Annotated in this window: 13 protein-coding genes and 2 pseudogenes; 7 read left to right on the top strand and 8 right to left on the bottom strand. The window is 60.6% G+C overall.

Annotation, left to right across the window (positions count from 1 at the left end; translation table 11 throughout):
* Positions 1-293: 293 nt before the first annotated feature.
* Positions 294-2811, top strand: a pseudogene (secA, locus tag BISU_RS10805) (preprotein translocase subunit SecA); the annotation flags it as partial.
* A 188-nt stretch (positions 2812-2999) separates the two neighbouring features.
* A pseudogene (locus BISU_RS13670) lies at positions 3000-3182 on the top strand (SEC-C metal-binding domain-containing protein); the annotation flags it as partial.
* A gap of 18 nt (positions 3183-3200) precedes the next feature.
* Here BISU_RS13670 and BISU_RS10800 read toward each other — a convergent pair.
* The gene (locus tag BISU_RS10800; protein ID WP_152599171.1) at positions 3201-3425 is read right to left on the bottom strand and encodes a hypothetical protein; all 225 of its coding nucleotides are present in this window, start codon (positions 3423-3425) and stop codon (positions 3201-3203) included.
* A gap of 226 nt (positions 3426-3651) precedes the next feature.
* The gene (locus BISU_RS12695) at positions 3652-3873 is read right to left on the bottom strand and encodes a hypothetical protein (RefSeq protein WP_152599173.1); all 222 of its coding nucleotides are present in this window, start codon (positions 3871-3873) and stop codon (positions 3652-3654) included.
* Between the two features lie 227 nt (positions 3874-4100).
* Between BISU_RS12695 and BISU_RS10795 the strand changes: the two genes are divergently transcribed.
* The 5 genes from BISU_RS10795 (at position 4101) to BISU_RS10775 (ending at position 10278) form a co-directional block, all read left to right on the top strand.
* Positions 4101-4457: an ABC-F family ATP-binding cassette domain-containing protein gene (locus BISU_RS10795; protein WP_024463637.1), complete on the top strand. Its 357-nt coding sequence runs from the start codon at positions 4101-4103 to the stop codon at positions 4455-4457.
* 543 nt (positions 4458-5000) lie between these two features.
* Positions 5001-6617, top strand: coding sequence for a DivIVA domain-containing protein (locus BISU_RS10790; RefSeq protein WP_024463636.1), 1617 nt, complete (start codon positions 5001-5003; stop codon positions 6615-6617).
* Positions 6618-6901: 284 nt separating this feature from the next.
* Positions 6902-8530 carry an alpha/beta hydrolase family protein gene (locus BISU_RS10785; protein WP_024463635.1) on the top strand — a complete coding sequence of 543 codons (1629 nt, stop codon included), beginning with the start codon at positions 6902-6904 and terminating at the stop codon, positions 8528-8530.
* A gap of 231 nt (positions 8531-8761) precedes the next feature.
* Positions 8762-9484 (top strand): DNA repair protein RecO, encoded by a 723-nt coding sequence (gene recO / locus BISU_RS10780; protein ID WP_024463634.1) that lies wholly within the window; start codon positions 8762-8764, stop codon positions 9482-9484.
* Positions 9485-9486: 2 nt separating this feature from the next.
* Complete coding sequence (locus tag BISU_RS10775; protein WP_024463633.1) at positions 9487-10278, top strand: isoprenyl transferase; 792 nt, start codon at positions 9487-9489, stop codon at positions 10276-10278.
* A 161-nt stretch (positions 10279-10439) separates the two neighbouring features.
* Here BISU_RS10775 and BISU_RS10770 read toward each other — a convergent pair whose 3' ends face one another.
* The 6 genes from BISU_RS10770 to BISU_RS10745 form a co-directional block, all read right to left on the bottom strand.
* A complete protein-coding gene (locus BISU_RS10770; protein ID WP_024463632.1) occupies positions 10440-11987 on the bottom strand; it encodes a glycoside hydrolase family 32 protein in 1548 nt (515 codons plus the stop codon).
* 151 nt (positions 11988-12138) lie between these two features.
* Complete coding sequence (locus BISU_RS10765) at positions 12139-13095, bottom strand: carbohydrate ABC transporter permease (protein WP_024463631.1); 957 nt, start codon at positions 13093-13095, stop codon at positions 12139-12141.
* Positions 13096-13133: 38 nt separating this feature from the next.
* Entirely contained in the window at positions 13134-14084 is a 951-nt protein-coding gene (locus BISU_RS10760; RefSeq protein WP_024463630.1) for a carbohydrate ABC transporter permease, read from the bottom strand.
* Positions 14085-14096: 12 nt separating this feature from the next.
* Positions 14097-15422 carry a sugar ABC transporter substrate-binding protein gene (locus BISU_RS10755; RefSeq protein WP_024463629.1) on the bottom strand — a complete coding sequence of 442 codons (1326 nt, stop codon included), beginning with the start codon at positions 15420-15422 and terminating at the stop codon, positions 14097-14099.
* Positions 15423-15822: 400 nt separating this feature from the next.
* Positions 15823-16875: a LacI family DNA-binding transcriptional regulator gene (locus BISU_RS10750; RefSeq protein ID WP_024463628.1), complete on the bottom strand. Its 1053-nt coding sequence runs from the start codon at positions 16873-16875 to the stop codon at positions 15823-15825.
* A 303-nt stretch (positions 16876-17178) separates the two neighbouring features.
* Positions 17179-17544 (bottom strand): MTH1187 family thiamine-binding protein, encoded by a 366-nt coding sequence (locus BISU_RS10745; protein ID WP_152599175.1) that lies wholly within the window; start codon positions 17542-17544, stop codon positions 17179-17181.
* Between the last annotated feature and the right edge of the window lie 65 nt (positions 17545-17609).

The raw sequence follows: 17609 nt of genomic DNA, 5'->3' as shown, positions 1-17609 counted from the left end.
GACGCTTGCCAGCGAGAAGGCCCGCACGCCACGGTGACGTGCGGGCCTTCGCTATGCCCAGGATTAGTACGCGTCTACAGGCCGTGGAGAGGCGGGCAAGCGATAGGGGAGGCGTCGGCGCGAGCGGGCGCTGACGGGAGCAGACGCATCGCCGCCGGATTGTGCAGCTAAGCGGAACTCAGCCCTGTCGTGAAAATCCCCGCACTCGCGTACTATAGAGACTGTTTGTGCCTGGCCGAACGGTGCCGGGCTATGCTCGTTTTAACGAACAAGACGGATCAGGGAGCAAAAACGTGGTAGACATCGTCGACAAGGCGCTTCGTATGGGCGAAGGCCACCAGATCAAGAAGCTGGAGAACGTGGCGAAGGCCGTGAACGCTCTTGAGGATAAGATATCCGCGTTGAGCGACGACGAGCTCAAGGGGCAGACCGCCAAATTCAGGAAGCGGATTGCTGATGGGGAGAGCCTTGACGATCTGATGCCCGAGGCCTTCGCCACGGTGCGTGAGGTCTCCAAGCGCACGCTCGGCCAACGCCATTTCGACGTGCAGCTTATGGGCGGCGCGGCGCTGCATTGGGGCAATATCGCCGAGATGAAAACCGGTGAAGGCAAGACCTTGGTGGCGACCCTGCCTGCGTATCTCAATGCGCTTGAAGGCAAGGGCGTCCACGTCGTCACGGTCAATGACTACCTGGCCAGCTACCAGAGCGAGCTGATGGGCCGCATCTTCCGCTTCCTGGGGCTCACCGTCGGCTGCATCATCACCGATCAGAAGCCGGTCGAGCGCCGCAAGCAGTACAACGCCGACATTACCTACGGCACCAACAACGAATTCGGCTTCGACTACCTGCGCGACAACATGGCGTGGGAGAAAAGCGAGCTGGTGCAGCGCGGGCACAACTTCGCGATCGTCGATGAGGTTGACTCCATCCTGATCGATGAGGCTCGTACGCCGCTCATCATCTCCGGCCCGGCCGAAGGCGACGTGACGCGCTGGTATCGCCAGTTCGCGCGGCTGGTTCCCAGGCTTGCCCGCGACGAGGACTACGAGGTCGATGAGAAGAAGAAGGTCGTCGGCATCCTCGACCCGGGCATCGTGAAGGTCGAGGACTTCCTCGGCATCGACAATCTGTACGAGCCCAGCAACACGGCGCTGATCGGCTATCTCAACAACGCGATCAAGGCCAAGGAGCTCTTCCTGCGTGACAAGGACTACGTCGTGACCCAGGGCGAGGTCCTCATCGTCGATGAGCACACGGGACGCATCCTGCCGGGCCGTCGCTACAACGAGGGTCTGCACCAGGCCATCGAGGCGAAGGAAGGCGTCGAGGTCAAGGCCGAAAACCAGACCTTCGCCACCATCACCTTGCAGAACTACTTCCGCATGTACGACAAGCTCTCGGGCATGACCGGCACCGCCGAAACCGAGGCGGCCGAGTTCATGGGCACCTACAAGCTCGGCGTGCTGCCGATTCCGACGAACCGCCCGATGGTTCGCCAGGACAAGGACGATCTGATCTTCCGCACCAAGAAGGAAAAGCTCACCGCCATCGTCAAGGACGTGGCCAAGCGCCATCTCAAAGGCCAGCCGGTCCTGCTGGGCACCGCCTCGGTCGAATCCTCCGAGATCGTCTCCTCGCTGCTTGACGTCGCAGGCATCGAGCATCAGGTCCTCAATGCGAAGCAGCATGGGCGCGAGGCCGCGGTCGTCGCCGTCGCCGGACGCAAGGGCGCCGTCACCGTGGCCACCAACATGGCCGGACGAGGCACCGACATCATGCTCGGCGGCAACGTCGAATTCCTGGCCGATCAGAAGCTCAAGTCCGAAGGCTATTCGCCCGACGACACTCCGCAGGAGTATGAGGACCGCTGGCCCGGCACGCTCGCCGAGATGAAGGCGCAGGCCAAGGACGAGCATGAGGAGGTCACCGAGCTCGGCGGCCTGTACGTGCTGGGCACCGAACGCCACGAGTCGCGGCGTATCGACAACCAGCTGCGAGGCCGTTCCGGGCGCCAAGGCGATCCGGGCGAATCCCGGTTCTACCTGAGCCTCGAAGACGACCTGATGCGTCTGTTCAACACACAGCTCGTGGCCCGCGTCATGGCCAAGGGCATGCCCGAGGGCGAGCCGATCGAATCCAAGAGCGTGTCCAAGGGCGTGCGCACCGCGCAGAAGTCCGTGGAATCGCGCAACTTCGAAATCCGCAAGAACGTGCTCAAGTACGATGACGTGATGAACAAGCAGCGCAAGGTCATCTATGCCGAGCGTCAGGCGGTGCTCAAGGGCGAGGACATCCACGAGGATGTCGAGCGCTTCATCGCCGACACCACGGAAAGCTATATCAAGGGTGCCAACAACGGCTCGGACAAGCCGAAGGACTGGGATTGGCAAGGGCTGTTCAAGGCCCTGAACATGGTCTTCCCGGTTGGCGTCGACATGGACGAGGCCAAAGAGAAGGTCGTCGGCCTCAAGCATGAGAAGGCCGTCGAGACCTTGCGCGACATCATCGTCGAGGACGCCAAGCTCCAGTACACCGAATTCGAGAAGAAGATCGGCGCTGAAGGTCTGCGTCAGCTCGAACGCCGCGTCGTGCTCGCGGTGCTCGATCGCAAGTGGCGCGAGCATCTCTACGAGATGGACTACCTCAAGGATGGCATCGGCCTGCGCGGCATGGGCCAGCGCGACCCGCTGGTCGAATACCAGCGCGAAGGCTATCAGATGTACAACTCGATGGTCGAGGCCATCAAGGAGGAGAGCGTCCAGCTGCTCTTCCACGTCGATGTCGAGCAGGTGGCCCGCACCGAGGATCTGGAATCCGAGCAGGACGAGGATGCTGCGGTCGATGCAGCTCAATCGGCGCTGGGCATCGATAGTTCCGCCGAAGGCAGCGATGCGGTGGCGATCAGCTCCGAACCAGGCGATCCCGATGCCGCTGATGAGACCTCTTCGCCTGTTTCATTGCAGGATGGCAGCGAGGACGAAAGCTCCAAGCCCGGCATTGTCGGCCCGGCTCCGATCAGCCATGCCGAGGGCAAGGTTCCTGCGAACAAGCGACCCAAGAGCGAGGAGTCGAAGACGCCGTGGGCGGACGGCAAAACCTTCCCCGGCACCTCCAAGAACGCTGCATGCCCGTGCGGTTCAGGGCGCAAGTACAAGATGTGCCACGGTCAGAACGAGTGACGGCGAAGCGATGATGCGCTAGCTGCGCATAGCGTCAAGGGCGGAGAACATCGACAACGGTGTTCTCCGCCCTTTCGCTGTGGAGACGTTTGGCAGCGTCGTCTTGTCTGCGCTGTTCGAGCCGATTGTGCCGTTCGAACCGATCGCGCCATAGGAGCTGCCGGTCTCGACCTGCAGGTCCGCGCCATCCACGGCCTGAGCGGCACCGAACGCTTTGACAAGACCCGAGTCCCTCCATGTCAATCGCGAGAGCGTCCGCCAGCCCTTTGGAGACATATGGCGACATTTGGCGACATGTTCAATGGCTCCCTTCCATCGCATAAGGCAGCTGCCACCCATGCGACTTGCCCAATATGTTGCGGAGCTGCTGTCAGACGCCCGGATGCTGCTGTCAGCCGATGCCAGCAGCTGTCATTGACACCAACCGCATTGTCGGTATCGTGCTTGAAAGGTGAGAGAAGCGCTACGGTCAAGACTGTGTTGTGATTCCAGTAGATGCGGAGCGGAATCGCCGGTCCAGCCAGTCGAAGATGACCTGATGCGCGAGTTTCAGATTCGTGACTTGGCAGTGAGCGTCGCCTTCGGCATGCTCGAATTCGCGAACGGTGACATCCTGATGCTCTGTCTTCATCGCAGCGGCGAGCGCTTGGGTTTGGCGGGCCAGTTCCTTGGCTTCACCGGCGCCGAACATGAATAGGCTCGGGCAGGTGATTGACGATGCGTCGACGACGGGAGCCTCTTTGGGCGCTCTGGCGAGAACCTCGCAAAGTCCTTGGTGCCGAACTGCCAGGCGTATTTTTCAAGGCTGACCCGGAGTGCTGAATTCATTCTGCCGATGACTGCTGCCGCCATATTCGTCAGCCAGCTCGGAGCTTTTTGCGCGCCGCCCAGACTGTTCGCGACCGGCATCGTGTATATATGGAGCGTTTATCGGCAAGCGAACCGGGGTGCCAAGGCGACCTTGTCGGTGCGCTTGCCGAGCTGATCGCCGACTCCACGCAGACCAACCGCGACCTCTACATCGCTCGAATTGAGCTGTCGTTGGCATCGCTGCGAAATCCCGAGCTTCGCCCGATTCTCGACGAAATCCGTGCTGCAAGCATCGCGACTGCCCAGGAACTCGCCCGCGCAGCAGGCATCGAGCTGACCGAAAGCCAGACCGATGTGCTTGGCTCTCTATTGCTTGGCCTTACGCTGGAACGCGTAACTCTCGAGCGGCCGCGCCTCACCGCGAATGACCTCGCCGTGGTGCTTGCGCGTGCGATTGCGCCGTAGTTTGCGTGGGTCATCTGAGCTATGCGGCAAGGCCATGCTCTATCTCGCTTGCGAAGGCATCCTTCCCACCTCGAATCGGGCACAGCCCATTGCGCTGTGGAAGTCTGTTTCGATTGGATTGTGTTCATAGAGTGCACACTGGGAGCGATAGCGGGATATCTTCCTTATCTGTAGTGCCACTCTCGCGATATCTCGGCTGTGCATGGGCAAAGACTGCCGTTTTCATCCGATGATATAAGCAGTGCCACAGTATCGGCACTACAGATAAAGGAGATACGCCTCCGCAGGACGCCAAATGCATTACAGATAATGCCGATGTAGGGCAACCGTGAATAACGAAACCCGCTTCGATCAGCACCGCCGTGTTTCACGTCGCATTGTATGTCGTGCTGGACCATCATGATGGATGGGCGATTGCACTGGGCGCATAATAAGTGCATAGCAGCCGCGCGAAGGCTTCGTGCCGGGCGGAAATACCACTGCGTCCCAATAATCGCGTAGTGTTAGGCTGTTGAATACTTATCCGTAGGAGGTCAATAGCCGATGGCTCAAGAACCTGAAACCGAGCGGGACTCGTCCGGCATCGCACATGCCGGCAAACGCAAGTGGGGATACGACACCGCCCAAGTGGATGCCTTTCTGGAGCGTGCGCATTCCCTGTATGAAGGCGAGTACGACAGCGAAGGCGTGCAGCTGACCCAGCGGGAGATACAGAACGTCTCCTTCGACATGCGTAAGGGCGGGTACCTCTTTGAGCAGGTCGACGCGGCCCTTGACCGTCTCGAACGCGCAGTGGTCGATAAGCAGACATCTTGGGAGATCGGCAGGCAAGGACGCGTGGCGTGGAAAGCTCGCACTGAAGAGCTTTTTCGACAGATCGCGGCGCACGCCGAACGCGCGGATCGCGAGCGTTTTGCGTCAGGGGAGGGCAAGAAGCCTTCCTACGATCGCAAACAGGTCGATCGCTTGGTCGATCGCATAGTCGGGAAGGCGGCCGACGAGCTGCAAATCGCAGACCCGCCTGTTGCGGGGGATGCGAAATCCGGCGAAGTCGATGCCAAAACCGTGGCGCGCGTGGTGTTCACGCAGCGCAAGGGCAATCGCGGCTATGACGAACGACAGGTCGACTACTTCCTCAGCTCCTGCGTGCAGCTCCTGAGCCGCTTGGAATCCTATGGACGCATTTCCCAATACGACGATGAGCAGCCCGGCTCCGCCCAATCCGCGCAAGATTTGGCCGGTGCTCCTGATCAAGGTCTTGCGGCTTTGGGCGTTACGCCGCTGTTCGCTTCCGCGCAGCAGGGGCAGCAGAGCGAGACTCTCTCGTACGCGCCTGTGCATGCGGGTGAGGAAACGGAATCCTTCGATGCGCTGAACAAGGCGGAGCAGGCTATTTTCACGACCTCGGCCGCGCAGGAGCCCGCGCCTTCATTCGCTCCCGGCGCGATTCCTGCGCATGGAGTCCACGGCCATGCCGCCTCCGAAGCCGCAGACGTCGATTACGCGGCTGACTCCTCGTCTTCGGGAGCCGAAAGGAACGAGCCTGAGTCGCATTCCGCAGCACTTTCACGGGAGGGCACGGACTCAGTTGCGGACGGCGCGGCGCATCATGATGGGTCTGATGGGTCAGCGGCGGCAGCGGCAGGTACGAATGGCCCGGCAAGTAATGCTGAGGGCATTGATACCGCACCTGCTTTTTCTGGATCTGCAACAGGAGTCGCAGGAACCCTGCAGCCCGCGCAGCCTGGCTCATCTCAGCCCGGCGAGGTGCCTGTCGCGTCCGATTCGCCCTCCCGGCTCGCGGCGGCAGGCAACGGTGACGGCTATGCGGATTCTCAGGATTTCAACGATTCTTCAGACGACGCGGAAACCGCAGATGCCACATTGGCGGCTCTGGCCCATATGGCCGAAGTTTCTCAAGAACTGCCGAAGGTGAGCGCGTCGGTTCCTGCTCCGAAGGTTCCTTCGTTGCAGAACTTCAGCGTGCCGCACTTCGCAGCCGATCCTGTACCCCCGTCGAATCAGTCGGATGATGATGCGGATAAGAATGGCATGTTCCCCAAAGCCGGCGAGGACATGGACCTGGATATTCCGGATCTTTCCTTCCCCAGCTTTGATGGAGACGCAGCCGACTCCAACAGCGCGGACCCAAGGCTCTGAACCCGCACCCATGCAGTGGCCTTGCGGGTGCCGACGGCGTTGACGGTGTCGACCTTCTCTCATGAAAACCTCGGGCCGCAAGTCCGGGCCATCTTAGGCGTTTCGCATAATATCGCGCAACAGGCATGCCGCTGGATAGAATGAGGCTCGTGCCCGATCAGAACAAAGAGAACGTCCGCGAGCCAGAGGACTCGCGATCGTCGCAGGCCCCGGCAGCTCTGGAGCACTCGGCGACCGTGCAGCCCGCGCAGACCCCTCAGGCATGGAGCCGCGGCAGGCGGCTGATGGTGAGCGTGCCCATCTTCATCATTCTGATCGGCATCCTCGTCACGGTGTCGAATATTACCGCCGTGCCATGGAAAAAGGAACCCACCGGCCAGACCATGGAGACGCTCTCGCCGAACACCGCCGTCACCTTCGACAATCCGACCGGCGCCTCGCTGCCTCAACGCGGAAGCTACAAGGTCGCTAGCCGCCACGTCACCATCAAGGCCAAGCGTCCCTCGACTGGTGAAATCCAGAACGTCCGAGTGCTCATTCGCGAGCCGCAAGACGCTCCGTCCGGCCGTCCTGGCGTAGTGTTCATGCATGGGGCGGGCTATGGCACCTGCGACGACTCCTTTGGTGATGTGGCCTTCGATTTGGCTTCGGCCGGGTTCGTCACCGCCGTGCTCGACAAGCCGGTGTGGTCGACCAATGATGTGAATCGCGACTATCCCGGCTCGGCCGCCGCCTATGATCAGGTCGTCAATTATCTGCGCTCGTTGAAATCGGTCAATGCGGATCGCGTCGGGATATACGCCACGTCGGAAAGCACTTGGATATCGCCGTATCTGCTGCGCATGGACAGGCGGATCGCCTTCCAAGTGCTGCTCAGTCCCATGGTGTACTCGCCCCGGCACTCGCTCGGCTTCATGGTCGCGCAGGACTTCGCGCTGACCGGTGCGCACGCCGGCTACCAGTCCATTGTGCGCAGGCTGTTCCACGTCGATTCCTCGATGCTCGGGCTGCAGAACCTCGACGTGCCCACGCAGTTCGACGTTGGGTATTCCATCCCGACGTTCGTGGCCTACGGGTCGAAGGACGTGATGACCGCACAAGTCGACGGCGTGCGCAAAATCCTCGACATGGCCCACCGCACGGGCAACTGGAATATCACCGTGCGCAGCTATCCTGTGGCGAATCATGTGCTGCGGTTGGGCGATGAGGCTGACGAGGGCACGGCGTTCTCCGACGATTACGTCACGGATATGGTCGATTGGAGCCAGGGCACCGTGCATGGATTGCGGCAGACCAGCGAGCGGGTGGCTGGCACGCGCATCTATCAGTCCATTGCAGTGCCTTCTGAGCTTAAGAGCGACAGGCCGCTGACGGTATACGGCGTTGCGCTGCATATTGCTACGAGCGTGCTGCTGCTGGTGGCCACGGTTATAGCGTGTATTGCTTTGGCGAGCAAGGCCCGCCGCATGATTCGTCGGCACAGTGGGCGGACCTTGGGTTTCGCGCGTGGATTCGGCAATGCACTGCTTATGCTCACCGTCACGACGATGGCCACGGTGGTGCTTTTCATTGCTGGATTGGGGCAGGTGGTCATGGGCGTGGTCAAGCTCGGGTGGGGAGGGGCGCCGGTCGAAGATCCCGGCATGATGTACTGGAGCTGGCCAGTCATCCAGATCGTGTGCACCTTCGTGGTCTGGGCATGGTCGCGCGTGCTGACCCGTGTGATCGAGGAGGCCTCGGCGCACGGGCTGGCGCAATTACCGCCTCGCACCGGGGAGATCAAAGCCGTGGTGACTGGCCGCAAGCCGGTCGTTGCCTCCACGCGGCTGGGCCGTGTGCTGTTCTGGGTCACCACAGTGGCGATGCTGCATGTGCTGCTGTTTTTCGCCTTCTGGGGGCTGTTCATTTACTGATGACTCACACCTTTTTCGGCGGGCCTAAAAAGGTGTGAGTCAAATGAACAGGCAAGATGGTAGCTTTTGAGCACCATAATGGCGGATTCTTAAGGTTTTATATGGATAGATGCTGAACATGAAATGTTCGTTTCGCTCACACTTTTTCAGTAGCACCGAAAAAGTGTGAGCCATGTTCGCCGCGACGACGCGAAAACGACGTATAGTCGTGCATGAGCGAGAGGAGCGCACATGGCCTTATACCGCGATGAGGGCGTGGTGCTGCGTTCCGTCAAGCTCGGCGAGGCCGATCGCATCGTCACCGTGCTCACCAGGGAGCACGGCAAGGTTCGTGCGGTGGCCAAAGGCGTGCGCCGGGTCAAATCGCGCTTCGGCGGGCGGCTTGAACCCTTCATGCGCGTCGATCTGCTCATCGCCGAAGGCCGCTCGCTCGACGTCATCTCCCAAGCGGTATCGATCGGCGCGTACGCCGCCGAGATATGCCTCGACTTCGAGGCCTACTCCGCGGCCAACGTCATCGTGGAGACGGTGGACAAGCTCGTATCCACCGAGCATGAACCCTCGCGCGGGCAGTACATGCTGCTCATCGGAGCGCTGAACGCGCTCGCCAGGCACGCGCATGATGCGCTGACGATAGGGGAATCCTATGTCATGCGCGCTCTGTCCGAGGCTGGCTGGACGCCGCGCATGGAGTCCTGCGTGGTATGCGGGCGGCACGACGAGCTGGGGTTTTTCTCGGTGCGTTCCGGCGGCATGATGTGCGCCGCGGATCGCACGCCGGATGCGGTACGGCTCGATTCCGGCGCTCGCGAGCAGCTCGCCGCGCTCGTCGACGGCGCCTGGTCAGCGCTCGACGGCGAAGGCCTGCGGCCCGAAGTGAGCCGAATTGTTGAAGATTGGGGAGAATACTACTTGGAACGGCCCATTCGTTCGTTGCGCTTGTTACATTCGTAGCTATGACTTTCGAACATGTCGACTACACGTCGCTGGACGTTCCCGCGGCTCCCTTCTCCGACCCCTCCATCGTCCCGGACTACCCCAAAGGCAAGGTGCCTCGGCATATCGGCATCATCATGGACGGCAACGGGCGCTGGGCGCAGCAGCGCGGACTGGTGCGCACCAACGGGCATCAGGCGGCGGAGCCGGTGGTGTTCGACACCATCGCCGGGGCCATCGAGGCGGGTGTGCGCTACCTGAGCCTGTACACCTTCTCCACGGAGAACTGGAAGCGCAGCCCCCAGGAAGTGCGCTTCCTCATGGGATTCTCGCGCGACATCATCCACCGGCGGGTGGCGCAGATGGACGAATGGGGCGTGCGCGTGCGCTGGTCCGGGCGTCGTCCGCGGCTGTGGAAGTCGGTGATCGACGAGCTTGAGGTCGCGATGGAGCGCACCAAACGCAACACGACCATCGACGTGGTCTTCTGCATCAACTACGGCGGTCGCGCGGAGATCGCCGACGCCTGCGCGGCCATCGCCCAGGAGGTGCGCGACGGGGAGATCAGCGGCGACAGGGTCACCGAAAAGATGATCGCCCAGCACCTCTACAATCCTGACATTCCGGACTGCGACCTGGTGATTCGCACCTCGGGGGAGCAGCGCACCTCGAACTTCCTGCCGTGGGAGGCCGCCTACGCCGAACTTGACTTCGCGCCCGAACTGTTCCCCGACTACGGCCGCGAGGCCCTGTGGCGTTCCATCGACCACTACGTGCACCGCGACCGGCGCTTCGGCGGCGTAAAGAAGTAGGCGAGGGGCTCGGGCTTGGGCTTGGCCTGGCCTGCGTCCGTTTTGTAGCGCTAACGAGCGGCTGACGCTACAAAACTGCCTATAATCGCCGCTTAGCGTCCGTTTTGTAGCGATAGCCTTGAGAAATTTACTCCATTAGTCGGGAATCCCATCTGGGCATCCTATTCCAGACCGATGCTTTTGAGCCGATGAATCCTGAGCGCATCGGTGTGGGCTACCCCTGATTCCGAGGTGAGCTTGATCGCGCGCGGCCCGTCCGATGGATAGCTGTAGGAGCTGAGTACCTGTCGACCGTCGTTGACATAGACCTCGATGGAACCGCGATCGATGAACAGCCGCAAGTCGATCACGCCCTTCGACAGTTCTTCATCCGACAACGGCGCGGCACGATATCCACGATCGCCGCGTGCAGCGGCCTGACGATCGATGACGACGCGGCCAAGCTGATCGTCATAGGCTACGTATGTGTACGAGCCGTCGCTGGTGGCATGGATTTTCAGCCCCATGCGCTCGGCGGTGGAACGGGCCAGATTGAGCGTCAGCTCGATTTCCACCGCTTCGGCATCGTCGGCGATGATATGTTCCTCGTTGGCTTGCAGCTCAATAGCGCCAAGATCTGAGCTACCGGCGCGCAGCGCACTGACCTCTTTGACCGGTGAGGTATGCAGATCGCCGTCGGCTCCGAGCGTTATTTCGCGCGGCAGGGTCAGCTGACCGCACCAGCCGTCCTCCTGCATCGGCGCGGACCCGGCGAACGGACTCATCCAGCCGTACATGATCTGGCGGCCATCCGGGGCTGTGAAGGACTGCGGAGCGTAGAAATTATGCCCGCAATCCCACAAGCGGAATTCGCTCTCCGGCCGGAATGCCTCGCCCGGCGTCCACGAGCCGATCATGTAGCCGGCATTGCTAGCATTGCGGTTCATGAAACCATGAGGTTTCGAGCCCATGGCGGAGAACCCGATAACCCACTTCTCTTCGCCGTCGGGGCCTGTGACGGGGAAGAAGTCGGGGCATTCGAGCATGAACACGTCGGGGTCCGGATGCTCGAACAGCACCCGCTCGAAGCTCCACTCGACCATGTCATGCGAGGTGTAGAGCCACATCTGGCCACGTTTGTGCGCCGAGGATACGCCGAAGGTCATATACCAGATGCCGCCGGTCTTCCATACCTTCGGATCGCGGAAGTCGGAATTGACTTCATCTCGCGGGCAGTCGACGACCATGCCATGCTTGGCGAGGCGAATGGCGTCGTCGTCCTGCGCCGTGGCGAGCAGCTGCACTTCCAGCGAGCGCTTGGGGTCAATGGCGTCGGCGAGGTTGCGGTGGCCGGTGTAGTAGAAGCGCAGCGTGCCGTCGTCGCCGATGGCGGCCGACCCCGAGTACACGCCGTCCTTCTCCTCTTCAAGACTGGGAGCCATGGCGATCGGCTCGCGTCGCCAAGTTACCATATCGGCGCTGGAGACATGGCCCCAGTGGCATTGGCCCCACTGGGTGCCGAAGGGGTGCAGTTGGTAGAACACATGCCAGCGGCCCCGATAGTAGCATAGTCCGTTCGGGTCGTTGATCCACCCGCCGTCCGACGCGATATGGAATTTCGGGTACCAGCGGTCATTGCGCGACGCTGCAAACTGCGCGACGCCGGCCTCGGCCTTGGTCAGTTCGGCGTCATGGTCGAGAATCGGAGTGGTTGTGGGGACGAGACCCATGGTCGGATCCTTTCGGTTGAAGGGCTATGCGTGAGTGGAGAGGCTACGGTTGAAGATACAGGCAGTGCTCGAGGTGTCGGCTGTGTCAGCTGTATCTGTCCGCGTTGCAGTTTCAGTTGCGGATGCAGCCGACACCTCGGTCAGCGGCTGGTCAGCCTTTGACTCCTGAAGAGGCGATGGAGCTGACGAACTGCCGCTGGAAGATTACGAACACGATGATGATCGGCACGGTGATCAGCGACGAATACGCCATGATCTGCCCCCAGGAGGTGGTCATCTGCTGGAAGTACTGCACGCCGATCATCACCGGCCGCAGGCTCTCGGACTGCACGACCATCAGCGGCCACACGTACTGGTTCCACATCGGCAGGAAGCTCAGGATCACGACCGTCGCGGTGGCGGGCCCGGACAGCGGCATCACGATGCGCGAATAGATATGGAACCAGCCTGCGCCATCCACGCGCGCCGCTTCGTCAAGATCCTTCGGGATGGTCTCGAAATACTGGATATAGAGGTAGATCGAGAATGCATTGGCGATGAAGGGCACGATCTGCACAGGCATGGTGTCGATCCAGCCGCGTGTGAAATACAGGCCGAATTGGTCCACCATCGGGCGCGGCAGCTGGTTCACCCACCAGAGCAGGGGAATGGCGTAGGTTTCGAACGGCACCATGAGCGTGGCGAGAATGAAGGTGAAGATGACCTTCTTGCCCTTGACGTTCAGGCGTTGGATAGCGAAAGCGGCCATGGAGTTGACCAGCACGCCGAGCACGACCGTGACCAGCGTGATGATCACCGAGTTCATGAGGAAGCGGGCCGCAGGCACTCGGGTGAAGACCTGGGCGTAGTTCTCCAGCGAGATGCTGCCGACCGGCAGGAAGGCCTTCCAGCTGCTGAGATCGGCCATGATCTCATCGTCGGGCTTGAACGAGCTCACGACCATGAACAGCAGCGGAAAGGCGAAGACGCAGGCGAACAGGATGCGCACGATCCAGCCGCCGATGGAAAGCCGGTGGTGTGCGGATGCCGTTGCCTTGGCGAGTCTGCCCGCGGCTTCTTTCGCAGCCGGGGAATGGGAAACAGTGGGGTCAATCGTTGAATTTGCCATGATGACGTTCCTTTTTATGCCGTTGTGATCCGCTGCTGTCAGCGGTCCCTGATCAGGCGGCGCTGGATGCCGGTGATCAGCATGATGATGAGGAAGAAGACGAGGGTGATCGCCGAAGCATAGCCCATCTCCTGCTGCTGGAAGCCGGAGCGCACGGCTTCGAACACCACAGTAGTGGTGGTGTCGCGCGGTCCGCCCTGGGTCATTACGTTGATCTGGGTGAACAGGCTGAGCGCGGCGATGGTGATAGTGATGAGAATCATGTTGCGCGTCGATCGCAGGCACGGCCAGGTCACGTTCTTGAACTGCTGCCACGTGCTGCAGCCGTCAAGCTCCGCCGCCTCGTACAGTTCGCCAGGGATGGTCTGCAGGCCGGAGAGCCAGATGAGCATATGCTGTCCCACGGCCTGCCATATCGACATGACGATGATCGCCGCCATCGCGGTACGAGGATTGTTGAGCCAGTCCACGGCCTGCCAATGCCCGAAGGTGATTTTGCCGAGCACCTGGTTGAGCATGCCGTCATTCTGGTAGATGAACATCCACAGCAGGGAGACGACGACCATCGAGGTGATGACGGGCAGGAAGTAGATCGTGCGGAAGAACACGGAGCTGCGCACCTGCTTGTTGATGAGAACGGCGAGGAACAGGCCGAGTCCGGCTTGCACCGGCACGACGACGAGAGCGAATACTGCGACGTTGCGAAGCGCGAACCAGAATGTCGGATCGGAGAACAGTCGGGTGAAGTTGCTGAACCCGATCAGCCGCGTAGGATTCGGGCTGATGGTGCGGGCGTTGGTGAACGCCAGTCCGAAGGCGATCAGCACGGGTATGCCGATGAACAGGAGCAGGAGGAGGCAGGCGGGGAGGAGCATTCCCCAGCCCACGGAATTCTCGTGGCGGCGTTCGTCGTCAGTCTTGCGTTCGATCGCGGCTGTTTTCGCGGCTGGCTTCGTCGCCGGCGAACCAAGTCTGCTTGCAGTGGTCATGATGGGTTCCTCTCAGTTCTTGGTGTATCCATCGGCGCCTTGGATATTGCCGTCGATATGGTTGACTGCCTTGTCAAGCCAGGTGTCGACGTCGGCTCCGTTCATGATGTCGCCGATGGTCTTGCGGAATTCTGTGGATATGAAGTTGTAGGCAGGGGTTTCCGGGCGCATCTTGGCGTATCGTTGCGAGATCTGCGTGAACACCTGCATGTCTCCGCCTTTGGCGAATTGCGGCACGAGCTGCTGGGCGCCCGGCGTGACCGGGATGTTCATGCCGGCCTTCGACATGATCGCGATGAACTTGTCCTGCAAGGAGAAGCGCAGGTAGTCCTGTGCTGCCTCCTTGTTCGCGCACGTCGGCGTGATGCCCACGGTCCACGAGCCGCCCCCGGCCACTGAGCCATGGCCGAAATCAGTCATGGGCATGGCGACGATGTCATCGTAGTCCTTGGCGTATTTCTGGAAAGTCGACATGGACCAGATGCCCCCGTACAGCAGTCCGGACTTGTTGTTCACGAAGTCGAGGGCCGTGTCGGAACCTCCTTTGGAGTTGATGTAGCCCTTGGTGACGAGATCCTGCATCCAGTGGGCGAAGTCCTTTGCCGCAGTCCCATTGAGCTTGCCGTCCGCGGTCTGATAATCCTCGCGGTTGATCAGATCGCCTCCGAAGGACTGCAGGATCGGCCCGTAGGCGTAGGCATACCATTCGCTTTTATTGTCGGCGGTGCCGATTTCGAAGGGGTAGGACCATTCCCCGCTGCTTTTCAGCTTGGCCAGGGCATCGTCCATTTCCGTCTTGCTCCATGGATGATCGACGGTGGCTATGCGGATGCCGTTCTTCTCGAGCACGGACCTGCGTGCGAACAGGGCAGTGGTGGCGTCGAAGTACCCGACGGTGTAGATCTTGTCGTTCCACGTGCCTTTGGCTGATTTCATGAGCTGATTGGCGCGTTTGAGCAATGCCTTGTCGGTGATCGGGTCGAGGATGTTCGCCCATGCCCAGTAAGGGGTGTTGGGTTGGTCCACGTCGACGAGGCAGGGCAGGTTGCCGGCGGATGACGCCGATATGATCGAGTCATTGTACGAGCTTTGCGGGAAGGACTGTAATCTGACGGTTGCCTTCCGGTTTGGCGATTTGTTGTAGGCGTTGATCATCTGATGATCCGCGTCGAGTTCGGCCTGGGAACCGGCCGAATGGGTCCAGAGCGTTATTTCCTTGGCGCTTGCCTTTGCTGCCTCGCGCTGGGCTTCGCCGCATCCTGAGAAGCTCAGTAGGCTGGCTGCCGCAAGAAATGCCGCGCAGATTCTCATAATCTCGCGTTGCGTGTGTCGAACCATGACAGTCCTTTCCTGATCAGACGCGGGTGTCGGCCACTGTGCCGGCCTCCGAACGCCATCGTTTTTCGTGAATGGCCACCGCTGCGCTGCGTGCGGCAAAGCCATCGCCGACTGGTCGTTCAGCTGAGCTGCCATGCCGAGATGAAGACCAGACAGCACTCAGTGTATATCATCAATCGATTTACGTCAATCGATTGATGTAACGTGTCGCGGTGATGATTCTCTGCGGATTTCGAAGCGCGCTCTCGGGTTTTTCGGAGCTTTCGGATTCGGGCATATGCATGGGGTGCATATGGTGACCGTCGTGATACTTGCTGGCTGGCGCTAAGTCCCGTTGTGTATCTCGTGTCCTTGCGTCGCGGTGCTCTGCGTTGCTGCGGTGCTGCAATTCGTGTGCAAGCTACCGCCGTCGCACCGACTCCTTTTCGATGAGCCTGCAGTGGATTTGCGCCGGAGCGGAGTCAAGGAGGGGCATGGGAGCGGTATCCCTGTCTGTCGGCGGGAGCGTTGCCTCGGAAGGATTCTGCTCTTCGATGAGGGAAACCAGCTTTGACACGGCCCAGAATCCCATCTCGTAATGCGGCAGTTCCACGCTGGTCAGTCGAGGAGACAAGGTCTCGGCGAATACTCGGTGGTTGTCCACGCCGATTACGGATATGTCCTCGCCGATGTGCAGGCCGTGACGGGCGGCGCACAAGTAGACCTGCATGGCGCGGGCGTCGTTGAAGCAGAAGAAGCCGTCCGGATGCTCCGACTCGATCATCCGGTCGATTGCGGACAAGGCCGCCTCGTTCCCGGATACGCTGATTTGCATGTGTGAGCCGAAGTCGAGTCCGGCGTCCTTCAGTGCCTGACGATGTCCGGCGAGGCGCAAGCCTTGCGCGAGCATGGGATCCGAGCTTCCGATGTAGGCGATGTGTGCGCAGTCTGCGGCAATGAGGCGGCGTGTCGCATCGTAGCCGATCTGGAATTCGTCGGGCGTGATGCTCGGGGAGCGATGCTCCTCGTCCTGCGCATCCGCGAGGACGAAGGGCAGGGATGCAAGGCTTGACGGCACGGATGTAAGGCAGTTGAACATCTTTGCATACACGAATCCATCCACGCCGTATCTCTGCAGCGCTGCGATTTCGTCATTTGCATTGGCGATGCCGTCCGTGTTGACGGTCAGCATGACGTATCCCAGCCTGCTGGCCGCGTCCTGCGCCCCGAGAATCATGCCTCCTGCATACGGGGTGGTGGCAATCTCTTCGCTGATGAATCCCAGGATGCGCGTTTTGCTGGTACGCAGCGAGCGAGCCAGAGGATTGGGCTGGTAGCCGAGGGCCTGAGCGGTCTGGCGCACGTGAGATGCGGTTCCGGGTTTCACCCGTCCGGCATCGCGGTTATTGAGCACTAGGGAAACGGTCGAAACCGACACTCCGGTTCGCTGGGCGATCTCTTTCATCGTGGTCATACGTTAAACGATATATCTACCTGTGCGTTGCTGGTTGCGAGATGTTGGGAATTGTTTTCGGAAGGCGGAAGATGCCGTGCACGGCGATGCCGCGGCCATATCGGCTACATCGGGACGAATAGAGGAAGTAACGCCAGACTCTTTGTTAGCGTCCGGATTGTAGCGCTAACGAGCGGCTGACGCTACAAAACTGCCTATAAGCACCGCTTAGCGTCCGTTTTGTAGCGCCCGGTCATAATGAGCGCTACAAAACGGACGCTAAGCGATTAGCGGGCGATTTGTGCCATTCCGGTTGACTGGCACTCAGTCCTGTTTGAGGATCTTGTCGACAAGCTCGGCTTTTGCGTGCAGTTGGCTGGTGAAGCCGGGGCGGGTGTCGAGCTTGAGGGTGACGCCGGTGCGGTAGCCTTGCGAGGCGAGCTTGTAGGTGGCGTCGCGCACGACTTGCAGCACTTCGTCGAGGTCGCCTTCGATGTTGGTGAACATCGCGTTGGTCTCGTTCGGCAGCCCTGATTCGCGGATGACGCCGACGGCCTGGGCGACGTACTCGCTCAGCTCCGCGCCGGTGCCGCTCGGCGCGATGGCGACGGCCGCAAGCGTGTTGATGTACGGCTTGCCGGTTTCGGGGTCCACGGGGACTTCCTGGCGGTCACTGTTGCGATCAATCATGATGCTCTTTCCTGTAATTAGGTGTTCCTGTAATACGTGGTACATATAAAGGTACATATAAAATG

It is taken from the genome of Bifidobacterium subtile, from assembly GCF_000741775.1.
Lineage (GTDB): Bacteria > Actinomycetota > Actinomycetes > Actinomycetales > Bifidobacteriaceae > Bifidobacterium > Bifidobacterium subtile.
The sequence above is the reverse complement of the archived record's forward strand: the minus strand, read 5'-3'. Positions and strand labels throughout refer to the sequence as shown.

Coding starts and splice junctions, on each gene's coding strand:
- BISU_RS10745 (WP_152599175.1), bottom strand. CDS start 17,544: ATGATTGATCGCAACAGTGACCGCCAGGAAGTCCCCGTGGACCCCGAA.
- BISU_RS10785 (WP_024463635.1), top strand. CDS start 6,902: ATGGTGAGCGTGCCCATCTTCATCATTCTGATCGGCATCCTCGTCACG.
- BISU_RS10795 (WP_024463637.1), top strand. CDS start 4,101: ATGGAGCGTTTATCGGCAAGCGAACCGGGGTGCCAAGGCGACCTTGTC.
- BISU_RS10770 (WP_024463632.1), bottom strand. CDS start 11,987: ATGGGTCTCGTCCCCACAACCACTCCGATTCTCGACCATGACGCCGAA.
- recO (WP_024463634.1), top strand. CDS start 8,762: ATGGCCTTATACCGCGATGAGGGCGTGGTGCTGCGTTCCGTCAAGCTC.
- BISU_RS10775 (WP_024463633.1), top strand. CDS start 9,487: ATGACTTTCGAACATGTCGACTACACGTCGCTGGACGTTCCCGCGGCT.
- BISU_RS10760 (WP_024463630.1), bottom strand. CDS start 14,084: ATGACCACTGCAAGCAGACTTGGTTCGCCGGCGACGAAGCCAGCCGCG.
- BISU_RS10755 (WP_024463629.1), bottom strand. CDS start 15,422: ATGGTTCGACACACGCAACGCGAGATTATGAGAATCTGCGCGGCATTT.
- BISU_RS10790 (WP_024463636.1), top strand. CDS start 5,001: ATGGCTCAAGAACCTGAAACCGAGCGGGACTCGTCCGGCATCGCACAT.
- BISU_RS10765 (WP_024463631.1), bottom strand. CDS start 13,095: ATGGCAAATTCAACGATTGACCCCACTGTTTCCCATTCCCCGGCTGCG.
- BISU_RS12695 (WP_152599173.1), bottom strand. CDS start 3,873: ATGTTCGGCGCCGGTGAAGCCAAGGAACTGGCCCGCCAAACCCAAGCG.
- BISU_RS10750 (WP_024463628.1), bottom strand. CDS start 16,875: ATGACCACGATGAAAGAGATCGCCCAGCGAACCGGAGTGTCGGTTTCG.